General features: G+C 59.6%; 20 protein-coding genes, 1 tRNA gene and 2 pseudogenes. 10 read left to right on the forward strand and 13 right to left on the reverse strand.

From position 1 onward, the window contains the following. Positions 1–2 precede the first annotated feature (2 nt). Genes AC07ZE_RS10545 through AC07ZE_RS10555 form a run of 3 tightly spaced genes read right to left on the reverse strand, consistent with a single transcriptional unit; the run spans position 3 to position 3,315 of the window. Positions 3–803, reverse strand: a complete 801-nt coding sequence (locus AC07ZE_RS10545) for an aldolase/citrate lyase family protein (RefSeq protein WP_207264078.1) — start codon at positions 801–803, stop codon at positions 3–5. A 14-nt stretch (positions 804–817) separates the two neighbouring features. After that, complete coding sequence (gene rhmD / locus AC07ZE_RS10550) at positions 818–2,002, reverse strand: L-rhamnonate dehydratase (protein WP_056853692.1); 1,185 nt, start codon at positions 2,000–2,002, stop codon at positions 818–820. Positions 2,003–2,019: 17 nt separating this feature from the next. After that, positions 2,020–3,315 (reverse strand): MFS transporter, encoded by a 1,296-nt coding sequence (locus tag AC07ZE_RS10555; protein ID WP_095193322.1) that lies wholly within the window; start codon positions 3,313–3,315, stop codon positions 2,020–2,022. A gap of 125 nt (positions 3,316–3,440) precedes the next feature. Here AC07ZE_RS10555 and AC07ZE_RS10560 point away from each other — a divergent pair, with 125 nt between their 5' ends. From AC07ZE_RS10560 to AC07ZE_RS10580, 5 genes are all read left to right on the forward strand, one after another. Then, complete coding sequence (locus AC07ZE_RS10560) at positions 3,441–4,382, forward strand: LysR family transcriptional regulator (RefSeq protein WP_207264080.1); 942 nt, start codon at positions 3,441–3,443, stop codon at positions 4,380–4,382. 185 nt (positions 4,383–4,567) lie between these two features. Continuing rightward, positions 4,568–7,399: a xanthine dehydrogenase family protein molybdopterin-binding subunit gene (locus AC07ZE_RS10565; protein WP_207264082.1), complete on the forward strand. Its 2,832-nt coding sequence runs from the start codon at positions 4,568–4,570 to the stop codon at positions 7,397–7,399. After that, the gene (locus AC07ZE_RS10570; protein ID WP_095193325.1) at positions 7,392–7,931 is read left to right on the forward strand and encodes a (2Fe-2S)-binding protein; all 540 of its coding nucleotides are present in this window, start codon (positions 7,392–7,394) and stop codon (positions 7,929–7,931) included. Before AC07ZE_RS10565 ends, AC07ZE_RS10570 begins: the two co-directional genes overlap by 8 nt. A 2-nt stretch (positions 7,932–7,933) precedes the next feature. After that, positions 7,934–9,169: a c-type cytochrome gene (locus AC07ZE_RS10575; protein ID WP_207264084.1), complete on the forward strand. Its 1,236-nt coding sequence runs from the start codon at positions 7,934–7,936 to the stop codon at positions 9,167–9,169. A 1-nt stretch (position 9,170) separates the two neighbouring features. Continuing rightward, complete coding sequence (locus tag AC07ZE_RS10580; RefSeq protein ID WP_207264087.1) at positions 9,171–10,142, forward strand: XdhC family protein; 972 nt, start codon at positions 9,171–9,173, stop codon at positions 10,140–10,142. 119 nt (positions 10,143–10,261) lie between these two features. Here the strand turns inward: AC07ZE_RS10580 and AC07ZE_RS10585 are convergent, their stop codons facing one another. Then, positions 10,262–11,545, reverse strand: a complete 1,284-nt coding sequence (locus tag AC07ZE_RS10585) for an NAD(P)/FAD-dependent oxidoreductase (protein ID WP_207264089.1) — start codon at positions 11,543–11,545, stop codon at positions 10,262–10,264. Between the two features lie 183 nt (positions 11,546–11,728). Here AC07ZE_RS10585 and AC07ZE_RS10590 point away from each other — a divergent pair. Then, a tRNA-Val gene (locus tag AC07ZE_RS10590) sits at positions 11,729–11,805 on the forward strand. A 98-nt stretch (positions 11,806–11,903) separates the two neighbouring features. On the opposite strand, the gene AC07ZE_RS10595 is transcribed toward AC07ZE_RS10590, so the two are convergent. The 4 genes and pseudogenes from AC07ZE_RS10595 to AC07ZE_RS10610 form a co-directional block, all read right to left on the reverse strand. Beyond that, positions 11,904–12,677 carry a site-specific integrase gene (locus AC07ZE_RS10595; protein ID WP_259331942.1) on the reverse strand — a complete coding sequence of 258 codons (774 nt, stop codon included), beginning with the start codon at positions 12,675–12,677 and terminating at the stop codon, positions 11,904–11,906. A gap of 135 nt (positions 12,678–12,812) precedes the next feature. Beyond that, a complete protein-coding gene (locus AC07ZE_RS10600; protein WP_259331943.1) occupies positions 12,813–13,493 on the reverse strand; it encodes a DUF4406 domain-containing protein in 681 nt (226 codons plus the stop codon). A gap of 48 nt (positions 13,494–13,541) precedes the next feature. Next, positions 13,542–13,781 carry a hypothetical protein gene (locus AC07ZE_RS10605; RefSeq protein ID WP_207264093.1) on the reverse strand — a complete coding sequence of 80 codons (240 nt, stop codon included), beginning with the start codon at positions 13,779–13,781 and terminating at the stop codon, positions 13,542–13,544. A 710-nt stretch (positions 13,782–14,491) separates the two neighbouring features. Continuing rightward, positions 14,492–14,611: pseudogene (locus AC07ZE_RS10610) on the reverse strand (DNA cytosine methyltransferase); the annotation flags it as partial. Positions 14,612–14,788: 177 nt separating this feature from the next. On the opposite strand from AC07ZE_RS10610, the gene AC07ZE_RS10615 reads away from it, so the two are divergent. Further along, positions 14,789–14,983, forward strand: coding sequence for a hypothetical protein (locus AC07ZE_RS10615; RefSeq protein WP_207264095.1), 195 nt, complete (start codon positions 14,789–14,791; stop codon positions 14,981–14,983). A gap of 63 nt (positions 14,984–15,046) precedes the next feature. Here AC07ZE_RS10615 and AC07ZE_RS10620 read toward each other — a convergent pair. Beyond that, a pseudogene (locus AC07ZE_RS10620) lies at positions 15,047–15,798 on the reverse strand (carbonic anhydrase). Positions 15,799–15,995: 197 nt separating this feature from the next. Here AC07ZE_RS10620 and AC07ZE_RS10625 point away from each other — a divergent pair. Further along, complete coding sequence (locus AC07ZE_RS10625; RefSeq protein ID WP_207264097.1) at positions 15,996–16,451, forward strand: DUF2214 family protein; 456 nt, start codon at positions 15,996–15,998, stop codon at positions 16,449–16,451. Positions 16,452–16,535: 84 nt separating this feature from the next. Here AC07ZE_RS10625 and csrA read toward each other — a convergent pair whose 3' ends face one another. Continuing rightward, positions 16,536–16,730 (reverse strand): carbon storage regulator CsrA, encoded by a 195-nt coding sequence (csrA, locus tag AC07ZE_RS10630; protein ID WP_007938114.1) that lies wholly within the window; start codon positions 16,728–16,730, stop codon positions 16,536–16,538. Positions 16,731–16,980: 250 nt separating this feature from the next. Between csrA and AC07ZE_RS10635 the strand changes: the two genes are divergently transcribed. Beyond that, positions 16,981–17,346 (forward strand): SPOR domain-containing protein, encoded by a 366-nt coding sequence (locus AC07ZE_RS10635; RefSeq protein WP_207264099.1) that lies wholly within the window; start codon positions 16,981–16,983, stop codon positions 17,344–17,346. Between the two features lie 133 nt (positions 17,347–17,479). On the opposite strand, the gene AC07ZE_RS10640 is transcribed toward AC07ZE_RS10635, so the two are convergent. From AC07ZE_RS10640 to AC07ZE_RS10650, 3 genes are all read right to left on the reverse strand, one after another. Next, on the reverse strand, positions 17,480–18,169 hold the full coding sequence (locus tag AC07ZE_RS10640; RefSeq protein ID WP_207264101.1) for an endonuclease: 690 nt from the start codon (positions 18,167–18,169) through the stop codon (positions 17,480–17,482). 4 nt (positions 18,170–18,173) lie between these two features. Beyond that, positions 18,174–18,443 (reverse strand): DUF1654 domain-containing protein, encoded by a 270-nt coding sequence (locus tag AC07ZE_RS10645; RefSeq protein WP_207264103.1) that lies wholly within the window; start codon positions 18,441–18,443, stop codon positions 18,174–18,176. 182 nt (positions 18,444–18,625) lie between these two features. After that, on the reverse strand, positions 18,626–19,714 hold the full coding sequence (locus tag AC07ZE_RS10650) for an asparaginase (RefSeq protein WP_207264105.1): 1,089 nt from the start codon (positions 19,712–19,714) through the stop codon (positions 18,626–18,628). Between the two features lie 318 nt (positions 19,715–20,032). Between AC07ZE_RS10650 and AC07ZE_RS10655 the strand changes: the two genes are divergently transcribed. Beyond that, positions 20,033–20,473 carry a hypothetical protein gene (locus AC07ZE_RS10655; RefSeq protein ID WP_207264107.1) on the forward strand — a complete coding sequence of 147 codons (441 nt, stop codon included), beginning with the start codon at positions 20,033–20,035 and terminating at the stop codon, positions 20,471–20,473. Positions 20,474–20,644 lie beyond the last annotated feature (171 nt).

The following is a 20,644-nucleotide window of genomic DNA, read 5'->3' on the forward strand; positions in this document are numbered from 1 at the left end:
GATCAGTAGGTACGCGACGGCGCTTGTTCGGTGGCCGGTGTGCGGTAGCGGGCGAGGGTGGCCATGGCGCTCTGGCGCAGCAGGCTGATGTCGATGGCCACCGCGATGAACTGGCAGCCCCAGTTCTGGTAACGGCGCGCATCTTCTTCATTGGGCGCGAGAATGCCGCAGGCCTTGCCGGCCGCGAGCGTGGCGTTGACTGCGTGTTGAATGCGTTCCTGGACTTGCGGGTGACCTGGGTTGCCGGCATGGCCCAGGCCGATGGACAAATCCGCCGGGCCGATGAATACCGCATCGACGCCTTCGACGGCAGCAATCGCTTCCACGTTATCCACCCCCAGCCGCGACTCGACCTGCACGATCAGGCACAGCTGTTCATGGGCGGTGTTCAGGTAATCCGGCACGCCGTCCCAGCGTGTGGCGCGGGTCAGGCCGCCGCCGACGCCACGAATGCCGTGGGGCGGATAGCGCATGGCGCGCACCAGGGCCTGCGCCTGTTCGGCGGTTTCGACCATCGGGATCATCAGCGTCTGCGCACCGATGTCCAGCAATTGCTTGATCAGATTGGCGTCGCCATTGACCGCACGCACGATGGGCGCGGTGGGGTAGGGGGCGACGGCTTGCAACTGCGCCAACACGCCGGGCACGGTGTTCGGTGCGTGTTCACCGTCGATCAGCATCCAGTCGTAACCGGTGGTGGCGACGATCTCGGCGGCATAGCCGGTGGCGAAGCCGGCCCAGATGCCGTATTGGGTCGTCGAGTGTTTCAGCGCGGTCTTGAAGGCGTTGTGTGGCATGTTCATCACGGGCTCCTTTCTCAGCGGCTGTAGGGCCGATGCAGTTGGCATTCGGGGTTGAGCGTCACGCCGAAACCAGGTTGATCCAGTTCCGACAAGCGCATGCGTCCGTTCACGGGCACTGGTTCGCCGAGCAGTTGCGGATGGAACATCGGCACCACTTCGTCAGCCTTCGGCGCCATCATCAGGAACTCGGCGAACGGGCTGTTATGCCGGGTGGCGACGAAGTGATAGCTGTACACCGACGAGCCGTGGGGAATGACCAGTGCGTTGTGCGCGTCGGCCAGGGCCGAGATTTTCACCAGTTCGGTGAGACCGCCGCACCAGCCGACGTCCGGCTGAATGATGTCGCAGCAGCCCATCTCCAACAGCATGCGGAAACCCCAGCGGGTGGCTTCGTGCTCGCCGGTGGTCACCAGCATGCCCTTGGGCACGTTGTTGCGCAGTGCTGCGTAGCCCCAGTAATCATCAGGCGGCAGGGCTTCTTCAATCCACTTCAAACCGTGTTCATGGGCGCCGACCGCCAGTTTGGTGGCGTAGTTGAGGTCCAGGCTCATCCAGCAGTCGAGCATCAGCCAGAAGTCCGGGCCTACCCGTTCACGCATGGTCGCCAGTTCTTCGAGGTTCTTGCGCAAGCCTTCCTCGCCTTCGGCGGGGCCGTGGTGCAACGGCATCTTGCCGCCGATGAAACCCATTTTCTGTGCCAGGTCCGGGCGGGCACCGGTGGCGTAGAACTGCAATTCATCGCGCACCGCGCCGCCCAGCAACTGGTGCACCGGCTCCTGGCGGATCTTGCCGAGCAAGTCCCACAGCGCCAGGTCGACTCCGGAGATCGTGTTGATCACGATGCCTTTGCGCCCGTAATACAGGGTCGACTGGTACATCTGGTCCCAGATTTTTTCGATGTCGGTCACCCGTGCACCTTCAAGGAAGCGCGCCAGGTGTTTCTCGACGATATAGGCGGCAGGTTCGCCACCGGTGGTCACGGCAAAGCCGACGGTGCCGTCACTGGCTTCGATTTCCACCACCAGGGTGCCGAGTACGTTGATGCCGAAGGTGCGACGGCTCTGGCGATACTCCGGGTATTTGCTCATCGGGGTGGCGATGTGATCGTCGATCCAGTGGCCGTCCGCTTGATCGTGATAATCCGCGCCGCCGCCACGCAGGGTGAAAGCACGGACGTGTTTGATGGTTGGAATGCCCATGGTGTGACTCCTCAGGTTTAAACGGTGGCCGGTTTATTCGAAGCTTTATGGCCGGGCGAACGCACGCCCAGCACCAGCAACGCGGCAATGACTGTGGTAGAGGCCAGCAGGTACAGGCCGGCGGCTGGTGAGTGGAAGGCGCCTTCGGCCCAGTTTTTCAGCACCGGGGCGATGAAGCCGCCAAGGGCACCGAACGAGTTGATCAGAGCGATACCGGCCGCCGCGGCGCTGCCGGCGAGATAGCTGGAAGGGAAAGTCCAGAACACCGGTTGCACGGCGATGAAGCCGGAAGCGGCGAAACACAGGGCGACGATGCCCAGGATCGGGCTGCTGAAAGTGACCGAGCAGGCAATCCCGGCCGCGGACATCAGCAGCGTCAGGCAGGCTGTGCGCCGACGTTCGCCGGTGCGGTCGCTGTAGCCGGGGATCAGGTACGCGGCGACGATGGCGCAGATCCACGGGATCGCGGTGACCAGGCCGACCATCAGCCCGACCTTGGTGCCCAACAGTCCGCCGACTTGAGTTGGCAGGTAGAACACCACGCCGTAGACACTGGCCTGAATCAGCAGGTAGATCAGGCACAGGTACAGCACCGAGGGTTGGCACAACACGTTGAGCAGGCTGCGGCCGTGGTTCTGTTTGTGGCTGTCTTCCTGATCGAGCAGGCTCTGGATTTGCTGACGTTCCTCGGTGGTCAGCCACTTGGCATCGGCGGGGCGATTGTCCAGGTACCAGTAGGCCCAGATGCCCACGGCGGTAGCCATCAAGCCTTCCACGGCGAACAGCCACTGCCAGCCGTGGAAACCGGCCCACCCGTCCATTTCCAGCAGCAGGCCGGACAACGGGCTGCCGAAGATGAACGCCAGTGGCGCACCGAAATAGAAGAAGCCCATGGCTTTGCCGCGTACCGCGTTGGGAAACCAGTAGGTGAGGTAAAGAATCACGCCGGGGAAAAATCCGGCTTCTGCCACGCCGAGCAGAAAGCGCAGGACGTAGAACGTGGTTTCGTTATGGGCAAAGACCATGGCCGCGGAGACCAGGCCCCAGGTCACCATGATCCGGCACATCCACAAACGGGCGCCGACGCGGTGCAGGATCAGGTTGCTGGGCACTTCGAGCAGCGCGTAACCGACGAAAAATACCCCGGCGCCGAAGGCGAAGGCGGCGTCGCTGATGCCGGTATCGGCTTGAAAGGCTTGCTTGGCGAACCCGACGTTGGCGCGATCGAGGAAGGCCATGATGTACATCAGCAGCAGGAAGGGGAGCAGCCGCCAGGAAATTTTGGCGAGCAGAGGCGCGGGTAGAGTCTTCATCGCAGTTTTCCTTTGGTAGGGCATTTGTTCTTATGGGGAAGACTGTACGGCGGCTGATCGATGCGTTACAAATCGAATCTAGCTCACAACCGATACCTTCAGGGTATCGATAAAAAAGGCCCGTCATGACCACGCCGATCCTCTCCCGCAGCCTGTTCAATCGCCTGCGCTACAAGCACTTGCACATGCTGGTGGCGCTCAGCACCAGCCAGAACCTGCACCGCGCTTCGCAAACCCTGAACATGTCGCAACCGGCCGCCACCCGCATGCTCCATGAAATTGAAGACATGTTTGGCTGCGACCTGTTCGAACGGCTGCCTCGCGGTATGCGACCGACGGCGCTGGGCCAGGAGCTGATCCGTTTTGCCGAGTCGGCCCTCAGTGGCCTCGACCGTTGTGCCGAGGACCTGATGGCGCGGCAACACGGCGGTTACGGTTATCTCTCCATCGGCACCATCATGGGCGCGGCGCCGGATCTGGTCATGGATTCGATTGCCGAAATCAAGGCGCTCAACCCGCAGCTGCGGATTCGCATCATGGGCGACACCAGCGACCAGGTGATCCAGTTGCTGGAGCAGGGCCGCATCGACCTCGCCATCGCCCGGCGCAACGCCGCCACCGACAGCGAGCATTACGAGTTCGAGCAACTGGGTAACGAACGTTTGCTGGTGGTGGTGCACGCCGGTCACCCACTGGCCAAACGCAAGAAACTGGAGCTGGCGGAGCTGGTCAGCGCCTGGCCGTGGATTCTGCAACCGGAAACCAGCCCGGCGCGCATCGGCCTGGATCAGGCTTTGCAGCGCCTGGCGTTGCCCCTGCCGGCGGACATCATCGAATGCAGTTCGGTGTATTCCATGCAGCAACTGATTCAACTGACCGACGCGATCATGGTGCTGTCGGAAACCGCCTTGCGCGACTACCTGAAAATGGGCCTCGTGGTGGCGTTGCCGGTGGAACTCGATGTGCAACTGGCGCCATTCGGGCTGCTATTGCGCAAGGGCGAACACATCAGCCGGGAACTGGGGTTGTTCATCGATCTGCTGCGTCGCAAAGCGGCAGTTTTTTGATTCTTTGGTCAGTTTTTTGTAACCGGTTGTTTTCTAAAAGACCATAACGCTATAAAGTTAACCTTTCGGTCAGCTTTGCACTGTCATCACAGCCCTTTGCAACGTCAGAAAGGGCTTCTGCAAGACTCGAGATTCCCCGTACATAACCAGAAGGGCGGACCCCATAACCGCCCAGAGGATGATCCATGTCCAACCGTGAAATATCCCGGCGCTCGTTCCTTCAGGGCGGGCTGGTGGCGGGTGTGAGCGTGACGCTTACACCGCTGAGCAGTCAGGCGCTGGCGGCCTTGATGGAAAACAGCGTGACCGTGCCGTCCGAGCAATGGCTCGGCAACAACGGCAAGGCGCGTGCGCGTAACGATGCTTTGTCCAAGGTCTGCGGCAGCAAGGTCTTTGCCCGCGATATCCGCGCCAAGGACATGCCGGGCTGGCCGCAGCAACAGGGCCATGCGATGTTGCTGAAAACCATCAAGGCTGATCGCATTTACGACGGTTACGACTTGTCGTGGCTCGGCGCCGAGTTGCAGCCCGACCGTATCGTCACCGCCGAAGATCTGGTCAAGGACGGCATCGTCTTTCCGGAAGAGCACGCCCCCGATCCGCTGTTGCCGGTCGGCAAGGTGCCGATGTTCATTGGCCACCCGGTGGCGATCCTGATCTGGAACGATTTCGAGCGCTTCCGTCAGGCCAAGGCCCAACTCAAGTTCAATGACAAAGCGATTCGTTACGGTGCCCAGGTACCGTTCTACGAAGGTGATCCCTACGGCAGCTTCCGCTATGTGCGGGTAGGCGGTGCGACCTCGTCTGACGAGGATGAATTCGCCAGCCTCAAGGATTCGATCCTGTTCCCGATGCTGCGCAACCGCCGTCCGGTGTGGGATTCCCAACCCAATCTGCATGGCAACCTGACCGAGCGCGGACTGTTCTACGCCGAGCGCATGAAGCAGCAGATCGATACGCCGCCGGACAATTGGCTGGTGTTCGACGAACGCTACAAGACGCCGTCGATCGAGCCAGCGGCGATGGAACCGGACAACGGCAACGGCTGGTACGACCCGGCGACCAAAACCCTGCATTTTGTCGTTGCCACTCAGTGCCCGCTGGAAACCGCGACCGAGACCGCGAAGATGATCGCGCCATCGAGTTTAGGCCTGGCGAACCTGAACCTGCATCCGGGCTACACCGTCGGCTACGGCTCCAAGGACCACAACATTTTTGTGTACTACGCAGCGCTGGCGGCGCTGTATGGCGCCGGTGTGCCGGTGCGCCTGGCCAACGACCGCTATGAGCAGTTCCAGAGTGGCATCAAGCGCCACCCGTTCGATATCCGTTATCAGCTGGCGGTGGACAAGACCGATCACAGCTTCAAGATCTTTCGCGCCGAAATGAGCGTCGACGGCGGCGGACGGATCAACTACAGCCCGTCGGTGGCGGCGGTTGGCGCCACGGCGGCGCAGTCGATCTACTACATGCCGCAGAACGATCTGCAGGTCACCGCCTATCATTCCCGCGCCGTCGAAGCGGGGTCGATGCGTGGTTATGGAACCCTGCAGAGCATGGCGTCCACCGAGATGATGGTCGACGAAATCGCCGATCGCCTCGGCATCGACGCCATCGACCTGCGCAAGAAAAACGCCCTGCGTTCGGGCATGAAGAACACCCAGGGTGCAGTGCCGGCCGGCGCATTGCGCCTACACGAAATTCTCGACAAGGCTGCCGTTAACGAGGTTTGGAAAAACCGCGACGCGATCAAGAAACAGCGCGAAGCGGCGGATCCGGATCACTGGTACGGCGTCGGTTTCGCCATCTGCCAGAAAGACTTCGGCACCGGTTCCGAGGCGCCGATGGCCAGCGTCGAATTCACCGCCGACGGCCGGATCAGTCTGCGCCATATCGGTATCGAGATCGGCACCGGCATGTCCACGTCGCAAGCCATGGTGGTGGCCGATTTCCTCGGTCTGCCAGCGCATGAAGTGAAGACCGGCGAAACCGAATGGAAAGAGTTGCAGCTGATCAGCGGCGGCAACCCTTACATCATGAGCCAGGCCGAGCAGGACAGCTTCCTGCGCAATCCGCGTTGGGTTGGCAAGATCGCGTCGGCCTCGTCGGCGACCAACTCCGCGTACTACTTCAGCCACGCCACCCGCGAGGCGGCGCGCGTGTTGTTCAATCACGGCCTGTGGCCGGCGGCGCTGGAAATCTGGCGACAAGGCCCCTACGGCGGACAGGCCAACCCTTACGTGGTACGCCGTGAAGACGCCCATTGGGTTGACGGCAAACTCACCGCCAACGGCATGGAGCCGCTGCCGTTTGCGATGCTGGCCAAGCGTGCCCACGAGCGCGGTCTGGTCACTGGCGCGACCGTGCACGGTTTCAACCGCTGGAGTTGGGCCGAGGCCGAGTACAGCATCGACGGCGTGCGTGAGCGTTTGCCGCTCGACGGCCTGGCGGTGAAGTACGGCGAAGGTGCGCCGAAGGCCAAGCAGGCGCAAATGAACAGCGCCGGTTTCCATCTGCTGGATCGGCAGAACATCGCCTACCCGGCGACTCAGTTGAACAACGCGGCGGTGACCTACTACAGCCCTGTGGCAACCCTGGTGGAATTGAAAGTCAACAAGGGCTCGGCCGAGGTGCAGGTGCTCAACCACCACTCGTGGGTCGAGTGCGGGCGGGTGCTGGTGCCGGAGCTGGTCAAGGGCCAGATCGAGGGTGGCACGGCCATGGGCATCGGCCATGCGTTGATGGAAGAAATGCCGCTGTACGAAGGCGGGCCGGGGGAGGGTGACTGGAACTTCAACCGTTACCGTCTGCCGATGGCGCGGCACGTCGCGGTGTGGAAACAGACCGCGGAAATCTTGCCGCCATTGTCGCCGAGCGATCCGTCCAAGGGCATCGCCGAAGTGGTGATGATCCCCGTGGTCGGCGCCATCGGCAACGCCGTGGCCCACGCTATCGGCAAACGTGTCCGCGACCTGCCTATCACTTCTGCTCGCATCAAGGAGGCCCTCAATGGCTAACCGTCCGCTTCAACTGACCCTCAACGGTCAAACCGTCGGCCCGGTGGACATCCCTGATGACCTGCCGATGATCGATTACCTGCACGAATACAAAAACCTCACTGGTTCGCGCCTGGGCTGCGGCCAGGGCATCTGCCACGCCTGCGTGGTGATCGTCGACAACCCCGACGGCACCAGCGAAGAAGTGCGCACCTGCATCACCGGCGCGCACTATTTCGAAGGCAAGAAAGTACGCACCATCGAAGGCCACGCGACCCGCGACGAGCAGGGCAAGGTCACTGAACTGAACCCGATCCAGCAGCGCTTCGTCGACGAATTCGCCTTCCAGTGCAGCTACTGCGCGCCAGGTTTCGTCAACGCTGCGACCGTGCTGGTGGAAAAGCTGCAGCGACAGCCGATCGTCAAAAGCCAACTGGAGAAAGTCATCGAGGACAGCCTCGGTCACCACATTTGCCGCTGCACTGGCTACGTGCGTTATTACAACGCGACGCGCAACGTGCTGAGCGATCTCGGCCTGGTCAAGGAGGGTTAAGCATGAAGCATCTATTGACCCGCCTCACGTTGGCGGTTGGCCTGGCTGCGCCTGTGTTGCTGGCGCAGGCGGATGATCAGTTGGTTCGCGGGGCCTATCTGGCTCGCGCCGCTGACTGCATGGCGTGCCATACCGCGCCAGGAGGCGCGCCGTACGCGGGCGGTCTGCCGATCGTTTCGCCATTCGGTACGATCTACGGTACCAACATCACCCCGAGCAAATCGCATGGCATCGGCCTGTACAACGATGAGGAGTTTTTCGCCGCGTTGACCGAAGGCAAGCGTCGCGACGGTGCCAACCTGTATCCGGCAATGCCCTACACCTCGTATCACCTGATGCCTCGGGAAGACTCCGATGCGATTCATGCCTACCTGAAAACCGTCGAGCCGATCGAGCGTGCCGCACCGGTCACCCGCCTGAGCTTCCCGTTCAACGTGCGCCTGGGTCTGATGGGCTGGAACATGCTCTACGGCAAAGAGGTGAAGCTGGCGCCGACCGAAGGCAAAAGCGAAGCCTGGAAGCGCGGCCAGTACATGGTCGATGTCCTCGGTCATTGCGGTGAATGCCATACCCCGCGTGGCTTGCCGGGCGCGATGCAGCAGGACAAGCGCATGACTGGCGGCCTGCTCAACGGCTATCTGGCGCCCAGCTTGCTGGCCACTGACTTGGCGGCTCGCGGCTGGAATCATCAAGACCTGAGCGCCTTCCTCAAGCACGGCATGAGCGCCCAGGGCACGATGTTCAACGAGATGTTCCCGGTGTTCCACAACAGCACCCAGGGCCTGAGCGAGCCGGACCTGGCGGCCATGGCGACCTTCCTGCTCGGCGATCAACCACCGGCGGCAAAAGTGCTGACGGATGTGCCGTTTGAAGCGCTCAGCACCAGCGCCCAGCGCGGCCGTCAGGAATATTTGAACGTCTGCGCCGGTTGCCATGCTGTTGGTGGCGAAGGCAAGCCGCACATCGCTGTGGCCATGCGTGGCAACACCACGCTGCGCCTGGAAGATCCGCGCAACCTGGTGCGGGTGATCGACGATGGCATCGGCGAGCAGAAGTTTGCCGGATTCGAACACATGCAACCGATGCCGGGTTTCGCCCAAAAGCTCAGTCATGAGCAATTGACGGATCTGCTCAATTACCTGCGTCAGGGGTGGGGCGGTCAGGCGGATGATCTGGCGGTGAACGAGGTGCAGGCGTTGCGCGCGGATGCGCCGCCGCTTGAGCACAAGGTGCACTGACATGCAGCATCTGGATCTGCAGGTGGTGCGCCGGGCACTGGAATGGTCGACGGCCGGGCAGCGTGTCTGGCTGTGCACCGTGCTCGCCACTTACGGCTCTGCACCGCGCGCACCGGGCTCGTTGCTGGCAGTGAACGCCGCAGGACAGTGGATCGGTTCGCTGTCCGGCGGTTGTGTCGAGGACGACTTCCTCGAGCGCGTTGCCGAATGTGCCTTTGAACAAGCTGTCAGTGTTGTGCGCTACGGTGAAGGCGACGACCCACGCTCGCGGGTCAGCCTGCCCTGTGGTGGCGTGCTCGATGTGCTGGTGGAAAACCTTGAATCGTGTTGCGAGGTGCAGGCGCATCTGCGCGAGCTGGAGTCGGCGCTGTTGGGCCGACGCCGATTGATTCGTGAAGTTGACCTGTCCAGCGGCGCGCGCGGTCTGTTCGATGATCGCGAACAGGGTGTGCGTGTCGAGCGCGAAGTTGACCGGGCTCGCTTGCGCATCGGCGCGGCGCAGCGCTTGTTGCTCGCTGGATATTCCAGCGTGGCACAGGCCTGTGCGGAATTTGCCGTGGGCCTGGGATTCGAGGTGATTCTGTGTGATCCGCGTGATGACGTGCTGCAAGGCGTGGTGCTGGACAACGTGGAGATTCGTCGTCAGCTGCCGTCGGTGTTTATCGCCGATGGCGGTTGCCACAGCGATACCGCCGTGGTGGCCTTGACCCACGATCCGCGCATTGACGATTTGGCGATGATGGAAGCGGTGCGCACCGAGGCGTTCTACATCGGCGTGATGGGCTCCCTGCAAACCTCGCAAAAGCGTTTTGAGCGACTGCGTCGCATCGGGGGCTTGGGGGATGCGGAACTGGCGCGTATTCATGCGCCGATCGGTTTGAACCTGGGCAGCAAGACACCGGCGGAAATTGCCTTGGCTGTACTCGCCGATATCCTGCGGATTCGCAGCGGTATCCCGCGAGAGCGGCTCTAGCAGCGTTATCCTTGAGGGAGCGAGCCTGCTCGCGAATCCGTCGGATCAGTCGACAACAAGGTTGAATGATCAATCGCCTTCGCGAGCAGGCTCGCTCCCTCAAGGTATTTCGGTGTTGCTTAATACCCGAACTTGTCCCGCAGTCCGTAATACCAGGCACCCAATGCCGCGAACGGAGTGCGCAACAATTGGCCGCCGGGGAAGGGGTAGTGCGGCAGTTCGGCAAACGCGTCGAAACGCTCGGCCTGGCCACGCAACGCTTCAGCCAGGACCTTGCCCGCCAAGTGCGTGTAGGTCACGCCGTGGCCGCTGCAACCCTGGGAATAGTAGATGTTGTCGCCCAGACGTCCGACTTGCGGTAGACGCGACAGCGTCAGCAGGAAGTTGCCGGTCCAGGCGTAGTCGATTTTCACGTCCTTGAGCTGAGGGAAGGCCTTGAGCATTTTTGGCCGGATGATCGCCTCGATGTTCGCCGGATCCCGTGCGCCATACACCACGCCGCCGCCGAAAATCAGACGCTTGTCGCCACTCAGGCGGTAGTAGTCGAGCAGGTAGTTGCAGTCCTCGACGCAATAATCCTGAGGCAACAGGCTTTTTGCCAACGCATCGCCCAAGGGTTCGGTGGTGATGACCTGAGTGCCGCAGGGCATCGACTTGGCGGCCAGTTCCGGCACCAGGTTACCCAGGTACGCATTGCCCGCCACGATGATGAATTTAGCCCGGACCTTGCCCTGTGGCGTGTGCACCACCGGATTCGCGCCGCGCTCGATGCGCACCGCCGGCGATTGCTCATAAATCGTGCCGCCCAGCGACTCCACAGCCGCCGCTTCGCCCAGCGCGAGGTTGAGCGGATGAATATGCCCGCCGCTCATGTCCAGCATGCCGCCGACGTATTGATCGCAGGCCACCACCTCGCGGATGCGTCGCTGATCCAGCAGTTCAAGCTGCGTGTGACCGAAGCGCTCCCACAAACGCTTCTGCGATTCCAGATGGCCCATCTGCTTGGCCGTGATGGCGGCAAACACGCCACCGTCCTTCAAGTCGCACTGAATATTGTATTTGGCGACCCGCTCACGAATGATTCGCCCACCCTCGAACGCCATCTGCCCCAGCAACTGAGCCTGCTTGGGGCCGACACTGCGTTCGATCACATCGATATCGCGGCTGTAACTGTTGACGATTTGTCCGCCATTACGCCCCGACGCGCCGAAAGCCACCTTGGCCGCTTCCAGCACCGTCACCCGAAAACCGTTCTCCAGCAGGAACAGCGCCGAAGACAGCCCTGTGTAGCCCGCGCCGATCACGCAGACATCAGTCTCAATGTCATCCTGCAAAGCCGGGCGTGGCGGCACCGCATTGGCCGATGCGGCGTAGTAGGACTCTGGGTAGGGGGTGTTCGCCATCCTGCTGCCTCTGTTTAATATATTTTACGAGTGCGTCGATCCTACCCGAGTTAAAAAACCACCGCCAGCCACCGGAAAATCTTCTTCGCAGCCGCAAAATTAAATATTTTGCATATTCATAGGGTTAGCGCGAAAAAAGGTGTTGACACCCCTCCGGAATTCCGTAGAATGCCGCCTCACAGCAGGCACGTAGCTCAGTTGGTTAGAGCACCACCTTGACATGGTGGGGGTCGTTGGTTCGAGTCCAATCGCGCCTACCAAACAAAATCCGCTCTGCTGGGCGGTCTAGAGGGGTCACCGGAAACGGTGACCCCTTTTTGCTTTCTGCGATTTGCAAAACTTTTGCAAAACTCCCATCTCAGAGCGCCAATTCGGCGCCCACTTCCAGATACTCGATCTTCTTTTCGTCGTGTCCCTCCTGATAGTGTCTCGTCATCTTCTCGTCCGCATGACCCATCAGCGCCAGGATGTATTCGGTCGGGCAATTCTGTTGTTCGTAGAGCCATGACCCTAAAGCGCGGATCTCGTGAAAAGTGGGGCGCTCGCGGGCCGGCACATGGTCGTAGCCCTGGGTCTTCCCGGGCGATACCGTCAGCGTGTTCTTGTCCATGTCGACGGCCGACTTCAACCAGGTGACGATATCCTCTCGACGCTGGAGGCTGGCAAGCGCCAGACGGATGGCCCGCTTCAGCCAGGGCGGCGTGGTGGCGGCATCGATGATCGACTTCAAGCCTTCGAGCGTGTGCCGCTGGCGCTTCTTCTCCGCTTCTTTCTTCACCAGGGTCAACTCGGCGTTGTTTCGCTCGGCGAGGCCCTTGGCGACTGCGAAGGCGAAGATCTGCACCCACAGCCCGCGGTGCTTCGTGTAGGCGTTGTTGCTGAACTGGTCCAGGTATTCGGCCATAGCCAGAACATCGAGTTGCCCGATGAGCCTATCGCCCAGGTCCTGCCTCGCCTGCACATCCACGAAATACATCCCGCCCTTAACCTCTCCAATCACTTCGCCTTCCTCAATCCATTTCTTCAACTGCTGCAGGCTCGGCTTTCCGCCGGCGTACCGCAGTTTCCGGTATCCGCCTGCCTCCATGAGGCGTGGCAGCTTGACCGTAATCTGGGCCAGGACTTTTGCCATGATGATGCTCCATGCCGCGCGTGGCGGCAGAAGGTGAATAATGGAGTTTTAACCGTTCGTCGGGGCTCGCGCACGATCGACAAATTGACTAGTCGATGAAGTAGCCCAAAAAAAGACAGGTTTTTTATGCGACCGCTAATCCTCGAATTGCCGAATGGGCGTGAGCTCGCAAATGAACTTGATCTTGCGATTGAGCAGATGATGTCCATCCCAGTGGGGCTGATTGGTAGCGCTCAGTGGCTGGCGGCATCCACCAGGCAGCAGCAAGCCTTCCATAAATGGCGCGAGTATCTTCAGCTCATGGCCGATGGGCGGGTACGTGTCGATACACTGAAAGTTGCCTGAGCCTATGGCGCCTTGTAGATGAGCCAGAGCATGTAGAGCGGCGCTGCGATCATGGCGCCACCTTCTGGCCGAGCAGAACATCGCTGACGCTTTCCCAGAGCTGAGTTTGTGACCACTGGAACCGGTCGAAGTCCGTATCTGGCTGGACGCCAACGCGGCAGGTTGAGTGGGCGCCGGCCTGCCATTCACATTCTTTCGCATGATCGTAGCGTCAGTGAGGAGGGCGATCATTCCGCACAGACCGGGGCGCGTCAGGTCGTAGGCCATGTAGTCGGCCCACTCGGCGCCCGGGACGATTCCGTGGTCGGCTGGGTTCTCCACCTCGTAGCCTAGGGCGCGCAGCTGGTCGGCGGCGGCGTTGAAGGCCGGGTAGTTGAAGTCCATCAGCCCAGTCATCGGTCCGGCCACGTACACGCGGTTTTTACGGGCAGCCTTGAGCGTCACTCCGGCTTCAACGAGCTTCTTCAGCAACAGGTCATGCCAGGTGTCGACCTCGAACTCGGCCGGACGCAGACCGAGTTATGTGCCGTCGGCCATCACCGCGGCGACAGCACCGTGACTGTTCGTCCACACAGGCAGGACCTGGCCCTCTTGGGCAATCGGAACATCGCCCTTGATGTAGCCCAGCCCAATACCGGGCATAGGATCGGCGGTGACGGTCTTCAGCATTCGCACACTGCGCGGCACTCGCTCGCCGGACGGGTAGCTGTTACTGCGCTTGTGCAGTGCTGGGCAGTCGATACGGCTTTCTGTGGGCATGGGGCGTCCTATGCCGGGTCATGCCCGGGCGGTGGAGGGGTGGGAATCGTCTATAGTTAGGGGTCCAGCCAGTGGAGGTATTTATGGAATGCCTAATTTGCGATGAGCCTGCTTCGGACGTCGATGCTGGTGATGATTACCAGGAAAGAGCGTGCGCGAAGTGCGGACACTATCGAGTTACCCATACAGCGCTTGTTTGGATGGAAACCCATGGCTGGCGATTCGACGTGAAGCTGACTCGGGCCTGGCTCTCACATCAACAGGGCTCTGGGCTGATCCCAACGATTGATTCACAGCAGGCTAGCGTTCTGATCCAGGTTTAAGCTGCCGCCACGCCTCTATCATCTTCCTTTCTCGCCGGCTGGCGTGATTCGTTGAAGTGGGCTATTTGTTTTGATTCGTGCCAATCAGGCTTAAGAGGGATCTAGCTGTGGATGACTACGAATCGTTGGACGTTGAGATTTTTTTCGATCAGAGAAGGGGTGAGAACAGAGCTAGACCATTACCAGGTCAAAAGTACCCGCCTTCTATGGTGGTTGAGTGTGCAAAAAGCTTCAGACAGGCAAATCCTGTCGGCTCAAAATTCCGTCTGTTCGTGAAGGAGAAGGAAAAGAAGTCCGACGACTGCCGGGTTCACTTGTATTCCTACTACAGATGGCGCGTTGAGCCGTTGGCTTGACTGACGTCTAAGCTCGATTGGTGAGAGTGAGTCAGGCGGCGGCTTTGAGCGCTTCGATAATTTGTTGACCGGCCAGAGGCGGCACGGCGTTTCCTGCCATATGCATGGTCAGCCGATGATTGTTGGGACGCTTGGTATCGGCCGGGAACGATGATCAAGTTCTTTGCGGCTTACCTGTCCATTTGCCTCCTGCTTCAGTGGACGGTGGTCAAGGCATCTTCGTGGATCGCATCTCATGTGCTTCTACGCTGGATGCTCTGACTCAGCCCTGCCTTGCGGCTTTTCAGGCGTAGAATGGGCAATGCCACCTCATTAAAAGGAGTCGCACATGATCTCCGACCAAATGAACAAACAGGCATCCGAAACTAAGGCAGTCTGGGATCAATACTTCTGCGCTGCGTTGATTGCCGAAAGCAATCTGACGGCCCCCGTTGTAGGCGGCGCTACTCATGAAGACAGGCAGAATCTGTTGATCGAGAGGGCCAAAACCCTCGCCGACAAAATGATGGAAAACCGAAAATAACCAGAGCCCAGCCATCGCGCTGGGCTCTTCGCATCCGGCACTTCTGGCCGCAGCCTTGATGAGTCAGGCAATCAGCTCGACCTTACCGGTTGCCAGGCGATAAATGCCCCCGACTATTTTCAACGAACCTTTGCCGAGCGCGTCGGTCAGCAGTGGTGTGGCTTGCTTGAGGCGCTCGACCGAATTTTTGACGTTTTGCACGGTGGCGTTTTCTACGAGGTTTCCTGGCTGGTTGATCACGGTTTCGATGGACGGTTTGAGTGCATCCGTCAGTTTCGGGATCTGCCCGGGGAATACCGTGTGATCCTTGACGGCTTTTATGCCGGCCTCGATGGCGCCACAGCTTTCATGCCCCAATACCAGTATCAATGGCGCGCCCAGTACGGTGACACCGTACTCAAGACTTGCCAGGCCTTCATCCGTGACGAAGTTGCCCGCCACGCGTATGGCGAATAGATCGCCCCGTGCGGTATCGAACGCGTATTCGGGGGCGATACGCGAGTCGGAGCAACTCAGTACGGCGACGAACGGGTTTTGGCCGGAGACCAGGGCTTCGCGTTCGTCCTTGAAGTCGTGTGTCTCTGAGTTACCGCTGCATACCGTTCATTTCCCTTCATCGGCCGTTCCAGGGCTGCATCCGGGGCGATCACGTTTTTGGGTTTTGGCGGTGCGGCGGTTTTTTCGGCTGCTTGAATGATTCTGTTGGGCAGTGCACCGGCGAGTAGCAAGGCGCCCGTTCCTAGCCCCGCCAGCCGCGGAAAGCGACGCCGTTCATTGATCGTTGAGGCGGATCTTGTATCACAAGATTCACACATGAATTTGTGTGCTCAGGTCGATTCGGTGGGAATAGATACTGTGCTGCAGTGCTCGTACAAACATGTGGCACTGGAGAGTTGGAGTCTAGTCGCCCGCTGTAACGCTATGTTTGTAGCGAGTGGTACGAATGCAAACCGTCGATCCATGGACTACTACTGACAGGTTGATTCAACTTCGTCCTGACAGGAGTTCTTCGATGCTGATTCACTGGTTTCTGGCGGCGGCACATCTTTCGGCGCTTGCGCTGGGGTTTTGGGCGGTTCTGGTTCGCGGCACGAATTTTCGGCGTTTGGCAATCGGCGCGGGGGAGGCTCGCAGTGTGTTGAACGCGGACAATCTTTGGGGGATATCTGCGCTCATTCTGTTGATTAGCGGTGGGATACGAGCCTTCGGTGGGTACGAGAAAGGCACGGATTATTACCTGCACCAACCGTTATTCCACCTCAAGATGGCATTGTTCGTGCTTATCCTGCTACTGGAAGTCGCGCCGATGGTGACATTGATCAAATGGCGGGTGGCGCTGGCGCGTGGCGTGGCAATCGATACCGGGCGCGCGACGCTGTTTGCGCGGATCAGCCATGTCGAGGCCTTGCTGGTGCTGCTGATGGTGATAGCGGCCACTGGCATGGCGCGCGGCGTGACGTTTGGTTGATTGAGCGGGCGGCGGGTTGTCGCTTGAATCTTTAGCCAGCCGTCGTTCCGGGGTGAACGGGCTGGCTACTGACTGCATCAGGATTCAGGGGGTCTGTGGCTTGTCCGGGGCGGTCAGGCCGGCCTGAATACGCTGATAAATCTCTTCGCGATGCACCGCCACGTCTTTCGGGGCGTTGATGCCGATTCTGACTTGCTGGCCGCTTACGCCCAGGATGGTGATCGTAATGTCATCACCAATGTTTATGCTTTCACCGACTTTGCGGGTGAGTATCAGCATGGTCTTCTCCTTGATTGCTTTATGGGGCACCTGATTCGGACAGTGCAGAGGTCGGTGGTATGTATAGATTAGTGCGAAGTCTCACGGTTTGGGTGCCTCTTTCTGACGCGCAGATACAGCATTAATTCCCAAAGCGTAACTATACAGAGGCCGCAACCATCATTCTCGTTGTTTTGCGCCCATTTTGCGGCACTCGAGAAGTTTTCATGAGTGTTAAAATCCTCGCTTTAAGCCTTCAGAGGGAAACGCTGTGCGCAAAATGGTCTTGGTAATGGCGGTACTGGCGCTGGCGGGATGCGGTGAAGGAAAGCGTGTTGATGCGCCCAAGCCTGCGCCGGCAACGGCTGCCGCGCCTGCGCAGGCATTGGTGCCGCAATGGGATCTGGAAGTGCGGGGTGCAACTCCCCAGGCTGTCAGCGACCTCAGCGGCTGGCTGATCGAGCACAATTTCATGTCCAATGTCGTCCGGGAAAACGGCAAGGTGCGAGTGTTGATGGGGCCGTTTAATTCGAAAGCTGAAGCCGAGGCTAAACAGGCGCAGGTCAGTGCTGCCATCACCAAGGCGAAGAAGCAGAACATCGAGGTGCTGGTGCTGGAGCGCCCGGTCGCTCAGTGAGTCCAGGTACATATAGGATCAAGCAGCACGACATGCCCCACCGGCATTGAACCTGATTTACAACAAGGTCGGCGGCTGAAAACACAAAGGCCTCGGGGAATGAACCCGAGGCCTTTGTGTTTTCAGTGTGCGTTCAACCGCAGGTTTTCATGTCGACCGGGCCGACAAACTCATTACCGCGCCCCATGACGCAGGCCACGCTCTGGTTGCGTTGACGTTCCCAGGCCTGGACCGGATAGGTTTTGTCCCAGGCTTCATACAGTTGCCGATCCTGTTTCGACAGGCGCAAACCGTACTGCTTGCTCATGTAGAAGTAAGTCCGGGCGATCATGCCGCGAATGGACGGGCGCGGCATGACTTTCTTCGCCTTGAAGTCGACCTGAGTCAGGCACGAACCGTATTGACCCGATTGCTCCGGCAGCCAGCCAAAACTGAAATTACTGCGATCCCCATTCACCTCACCGATGCTGGGCACCAGGTTATGCAGGTCAGCTTCGGCTTTCTGGTAGACGGGATCGTAGCGCGTGCAGTTCTTGCGCCCGCCCTCCTGCCAGCACTGGCGCTGATGGCCAATCTGCCAGGCCGGAACAATGTGCTCCCATTCGATGCGAGCCGCACGCTTGGCATTCTTTCGCGGCACATAACCGCAAGCCGCGAGGTTCACCCGGTTGCCGGTGTATTTGCAGCCGCAATAAAACTCGGTGGATTGTGGGGCGTACAGCTTCCAGGCCACTTTCTTGGCTTCGTTGAAGGTGCGTGGCGCGTCGGCCTGGGCACCCGTGGCGAACAACAGAAACAGCAAAGCAAAACAACGGACACTCATTAACTCAGTCTTCCTTCGGCACAACCCAGAAAATCTGCACACCACCATCGTCGCGATAGGCGAGGGTGACGTTGTCGTTCTCGTCGATCTCTTCCAGCAGGCGCTCCCACTCATCCACGGGCTCGTCCGGAAGACGAAAAATCAGGGCTGCCTTGGCTTTTTGAGCGGTGGGGGAGTTGATGATTTTCTGAACGCGCAGGCCCATGCGGACATAGGCGTCAGGTGCGGCGGAGGTGGTGTCCACGGGATTATCCTTATTAAGCTGTACGTGCATACAGTATTTAACTGTAGGCAATTTCGCAACTGCTTAAAAAACAAGAGAATCCTCTGACAGCGGCTTTTTCAATTTGGTGTAGGACGAAAGGAGTATTTTTGTCAGGCGGGGTAGGAGCCACTCGCCAGGGCTGGCGAGTGGTGAAAACAGTGCCCGACCGGAATCGCTCGGGCGAAGGTGAATCAGTATTCCCAGAACATCCGTTGCAGCTCTTTGCTGTCGTTGGTCTTGGTCAGGGCAACCATGGCCAGGATGCGTGCTTTTTGCGGATTCAGATCGTGCGCCACGACCCAGTCGTATTTGTCGTCAGGTTGTTCGGCGTTACGCAGTACGAAGCCGCCAGCGTTGACGTGGGAAGAGCGAATGATCTGCACGCCGTCCTTGCGCAGGGCTTGCAGGCTTGGAACGACCCGCGAAGACACCGAGCCATTGCCAGTGCCGGCGTGAATGATGGCTTTGGCGCCCGACTGAGCCAGCGCCTTGTAGGCGGTGTCGCTGACGTTGCCGTAGGAGTAGGCGATTTCCACGTCCGGCAGGCTCTTGATGGTTTTGATGTCGAATTCAGAGTCCATGGTGTGGCGCTTGGCTGGCAGGCGGAACCAGTAAGACTTGCCTTCAACCACCATCCCGAGCGGACCCCAGGCGCTTTTAAACGCCTCGGTCTTGATGTTGATCATTTTGCTGACATCGCGACCCGACTGGATTTCATCGTTCATGGTCACCAGTACGCCTTTGCCACGCGCCTCTTTGCTGCTGGCCACGGCCACGGCGTTATACAGATTCAGCATGCCATCGGCCGACATCGCGGTGCCCGGGCGCATGGATCCGACGACGATGATCGGCTTGTCGGTTTTTTCCACCAGGTTCAAGAAGTAGGCGGTTTCTTCCAGGGTGTCGGTGCCGTGAGTAATCACGATGCCGTCGACGTCTTCGCTATCGGCCAGTTCGGCCACGCGGCGACCCAGTTGCAGCAGGTTGTCGTTGGTGATGCTCTCGGACGCGATCTGCATGACCTGTTCGCCGCGAACGTTGGCCAGTTGGCTCAGTTCGGGAACGCCGGCGATCAACTTGTCGACGCCGACTTTCGCTGCCTGGTAGGTGGCACTGTTGGCTGCGCTGGCACCGGCGCCGGCGATGGTGCCGCCGGTGGCCAGAATCACCACGTTCGCCAGTTTCTGTTGGGTTTCGACTTCTTTGGCCTGAAGGGCGGTGGGCAGGAGCAACAGAAGGGCCAAGGCGCCCGGAACAAAAGTTTTCAAAGCAGATGTCATTATTTTTCTCTCTAGTAGTGACGGTGCTGATGCAGGTTCATCTAGATGCGCCCCAGGCGAATCTGAACGCTTGGGGTGCTGGACAAGAGCAGGATCTGTACCAGTCATGTTTTGCGTTGATAAAAACGTTTAACTTGATGATTTATTTGGATATTTAAACAAGTTGAGTGCCGTGGCCTGGCCTTGAAGTGTCCGGGTTACCGACTATCGGCCACTTTTTCGTTCGGCTCACCGAAAGCCGGATCCTGATTCAGGTCTAAAGAAACCCGTGCGCAGGTCGATCTCCCTCCTGAGGAATATTTAATTCAGGGAGTTCACATGTCGTTGACTGTCGGTTTTCCAACTGCATCCGTGATCAACATCGGCGGTAAATCGCCGTCAACCGTCGAGGCGTTGAATGGCGCAGCGACCGAAACCACCGAGCAGCGGCTGGGACTGGAGGAGGGCGAGAAGAAAGCAGTCAGCCTCGGTGACGTTCGCGGTTCCGAAACCGAAAGCGGTGGCAGCCAAAGCATCGCGGTGAAGATGCTGCTCAAGCGCATGCAGGAACTGCAACAGCAACTGCGCGAACAGCAACAACAACTGGCGGCCACGCAAGCCGCGGAGTTCCCGACGCCGGAAGCCAAGGCAACAGCGGTGATGGCGGTCCAGAGCCAGATAGCCGACACCTCGGCGGCGCTGTCGCAAGTGGCCGCGGCCCTGGCTAAGGAGCTGACCAAGGCTGCCAGCACGGGAAGCGTGATTAGTACGACGGCATGATAAAAACGGTCAGTTTTTTCTGCCCGTCGACCCTGCAAAGGGCGCTACCGGTCGTTGACAAATTTTGACAAGGTTCGCATAGTTCGATCTACGCAAACGTTTGCGCGGCGCTAACAGTGGATAAAACCATCGATGAGCGTCACGCAGCTTACGCCAGCGCAAGCGTTGCTC

It is taken from the genome of Pseudomonas sp. GW101-3H06 (genome assembly GCF_059424605.1).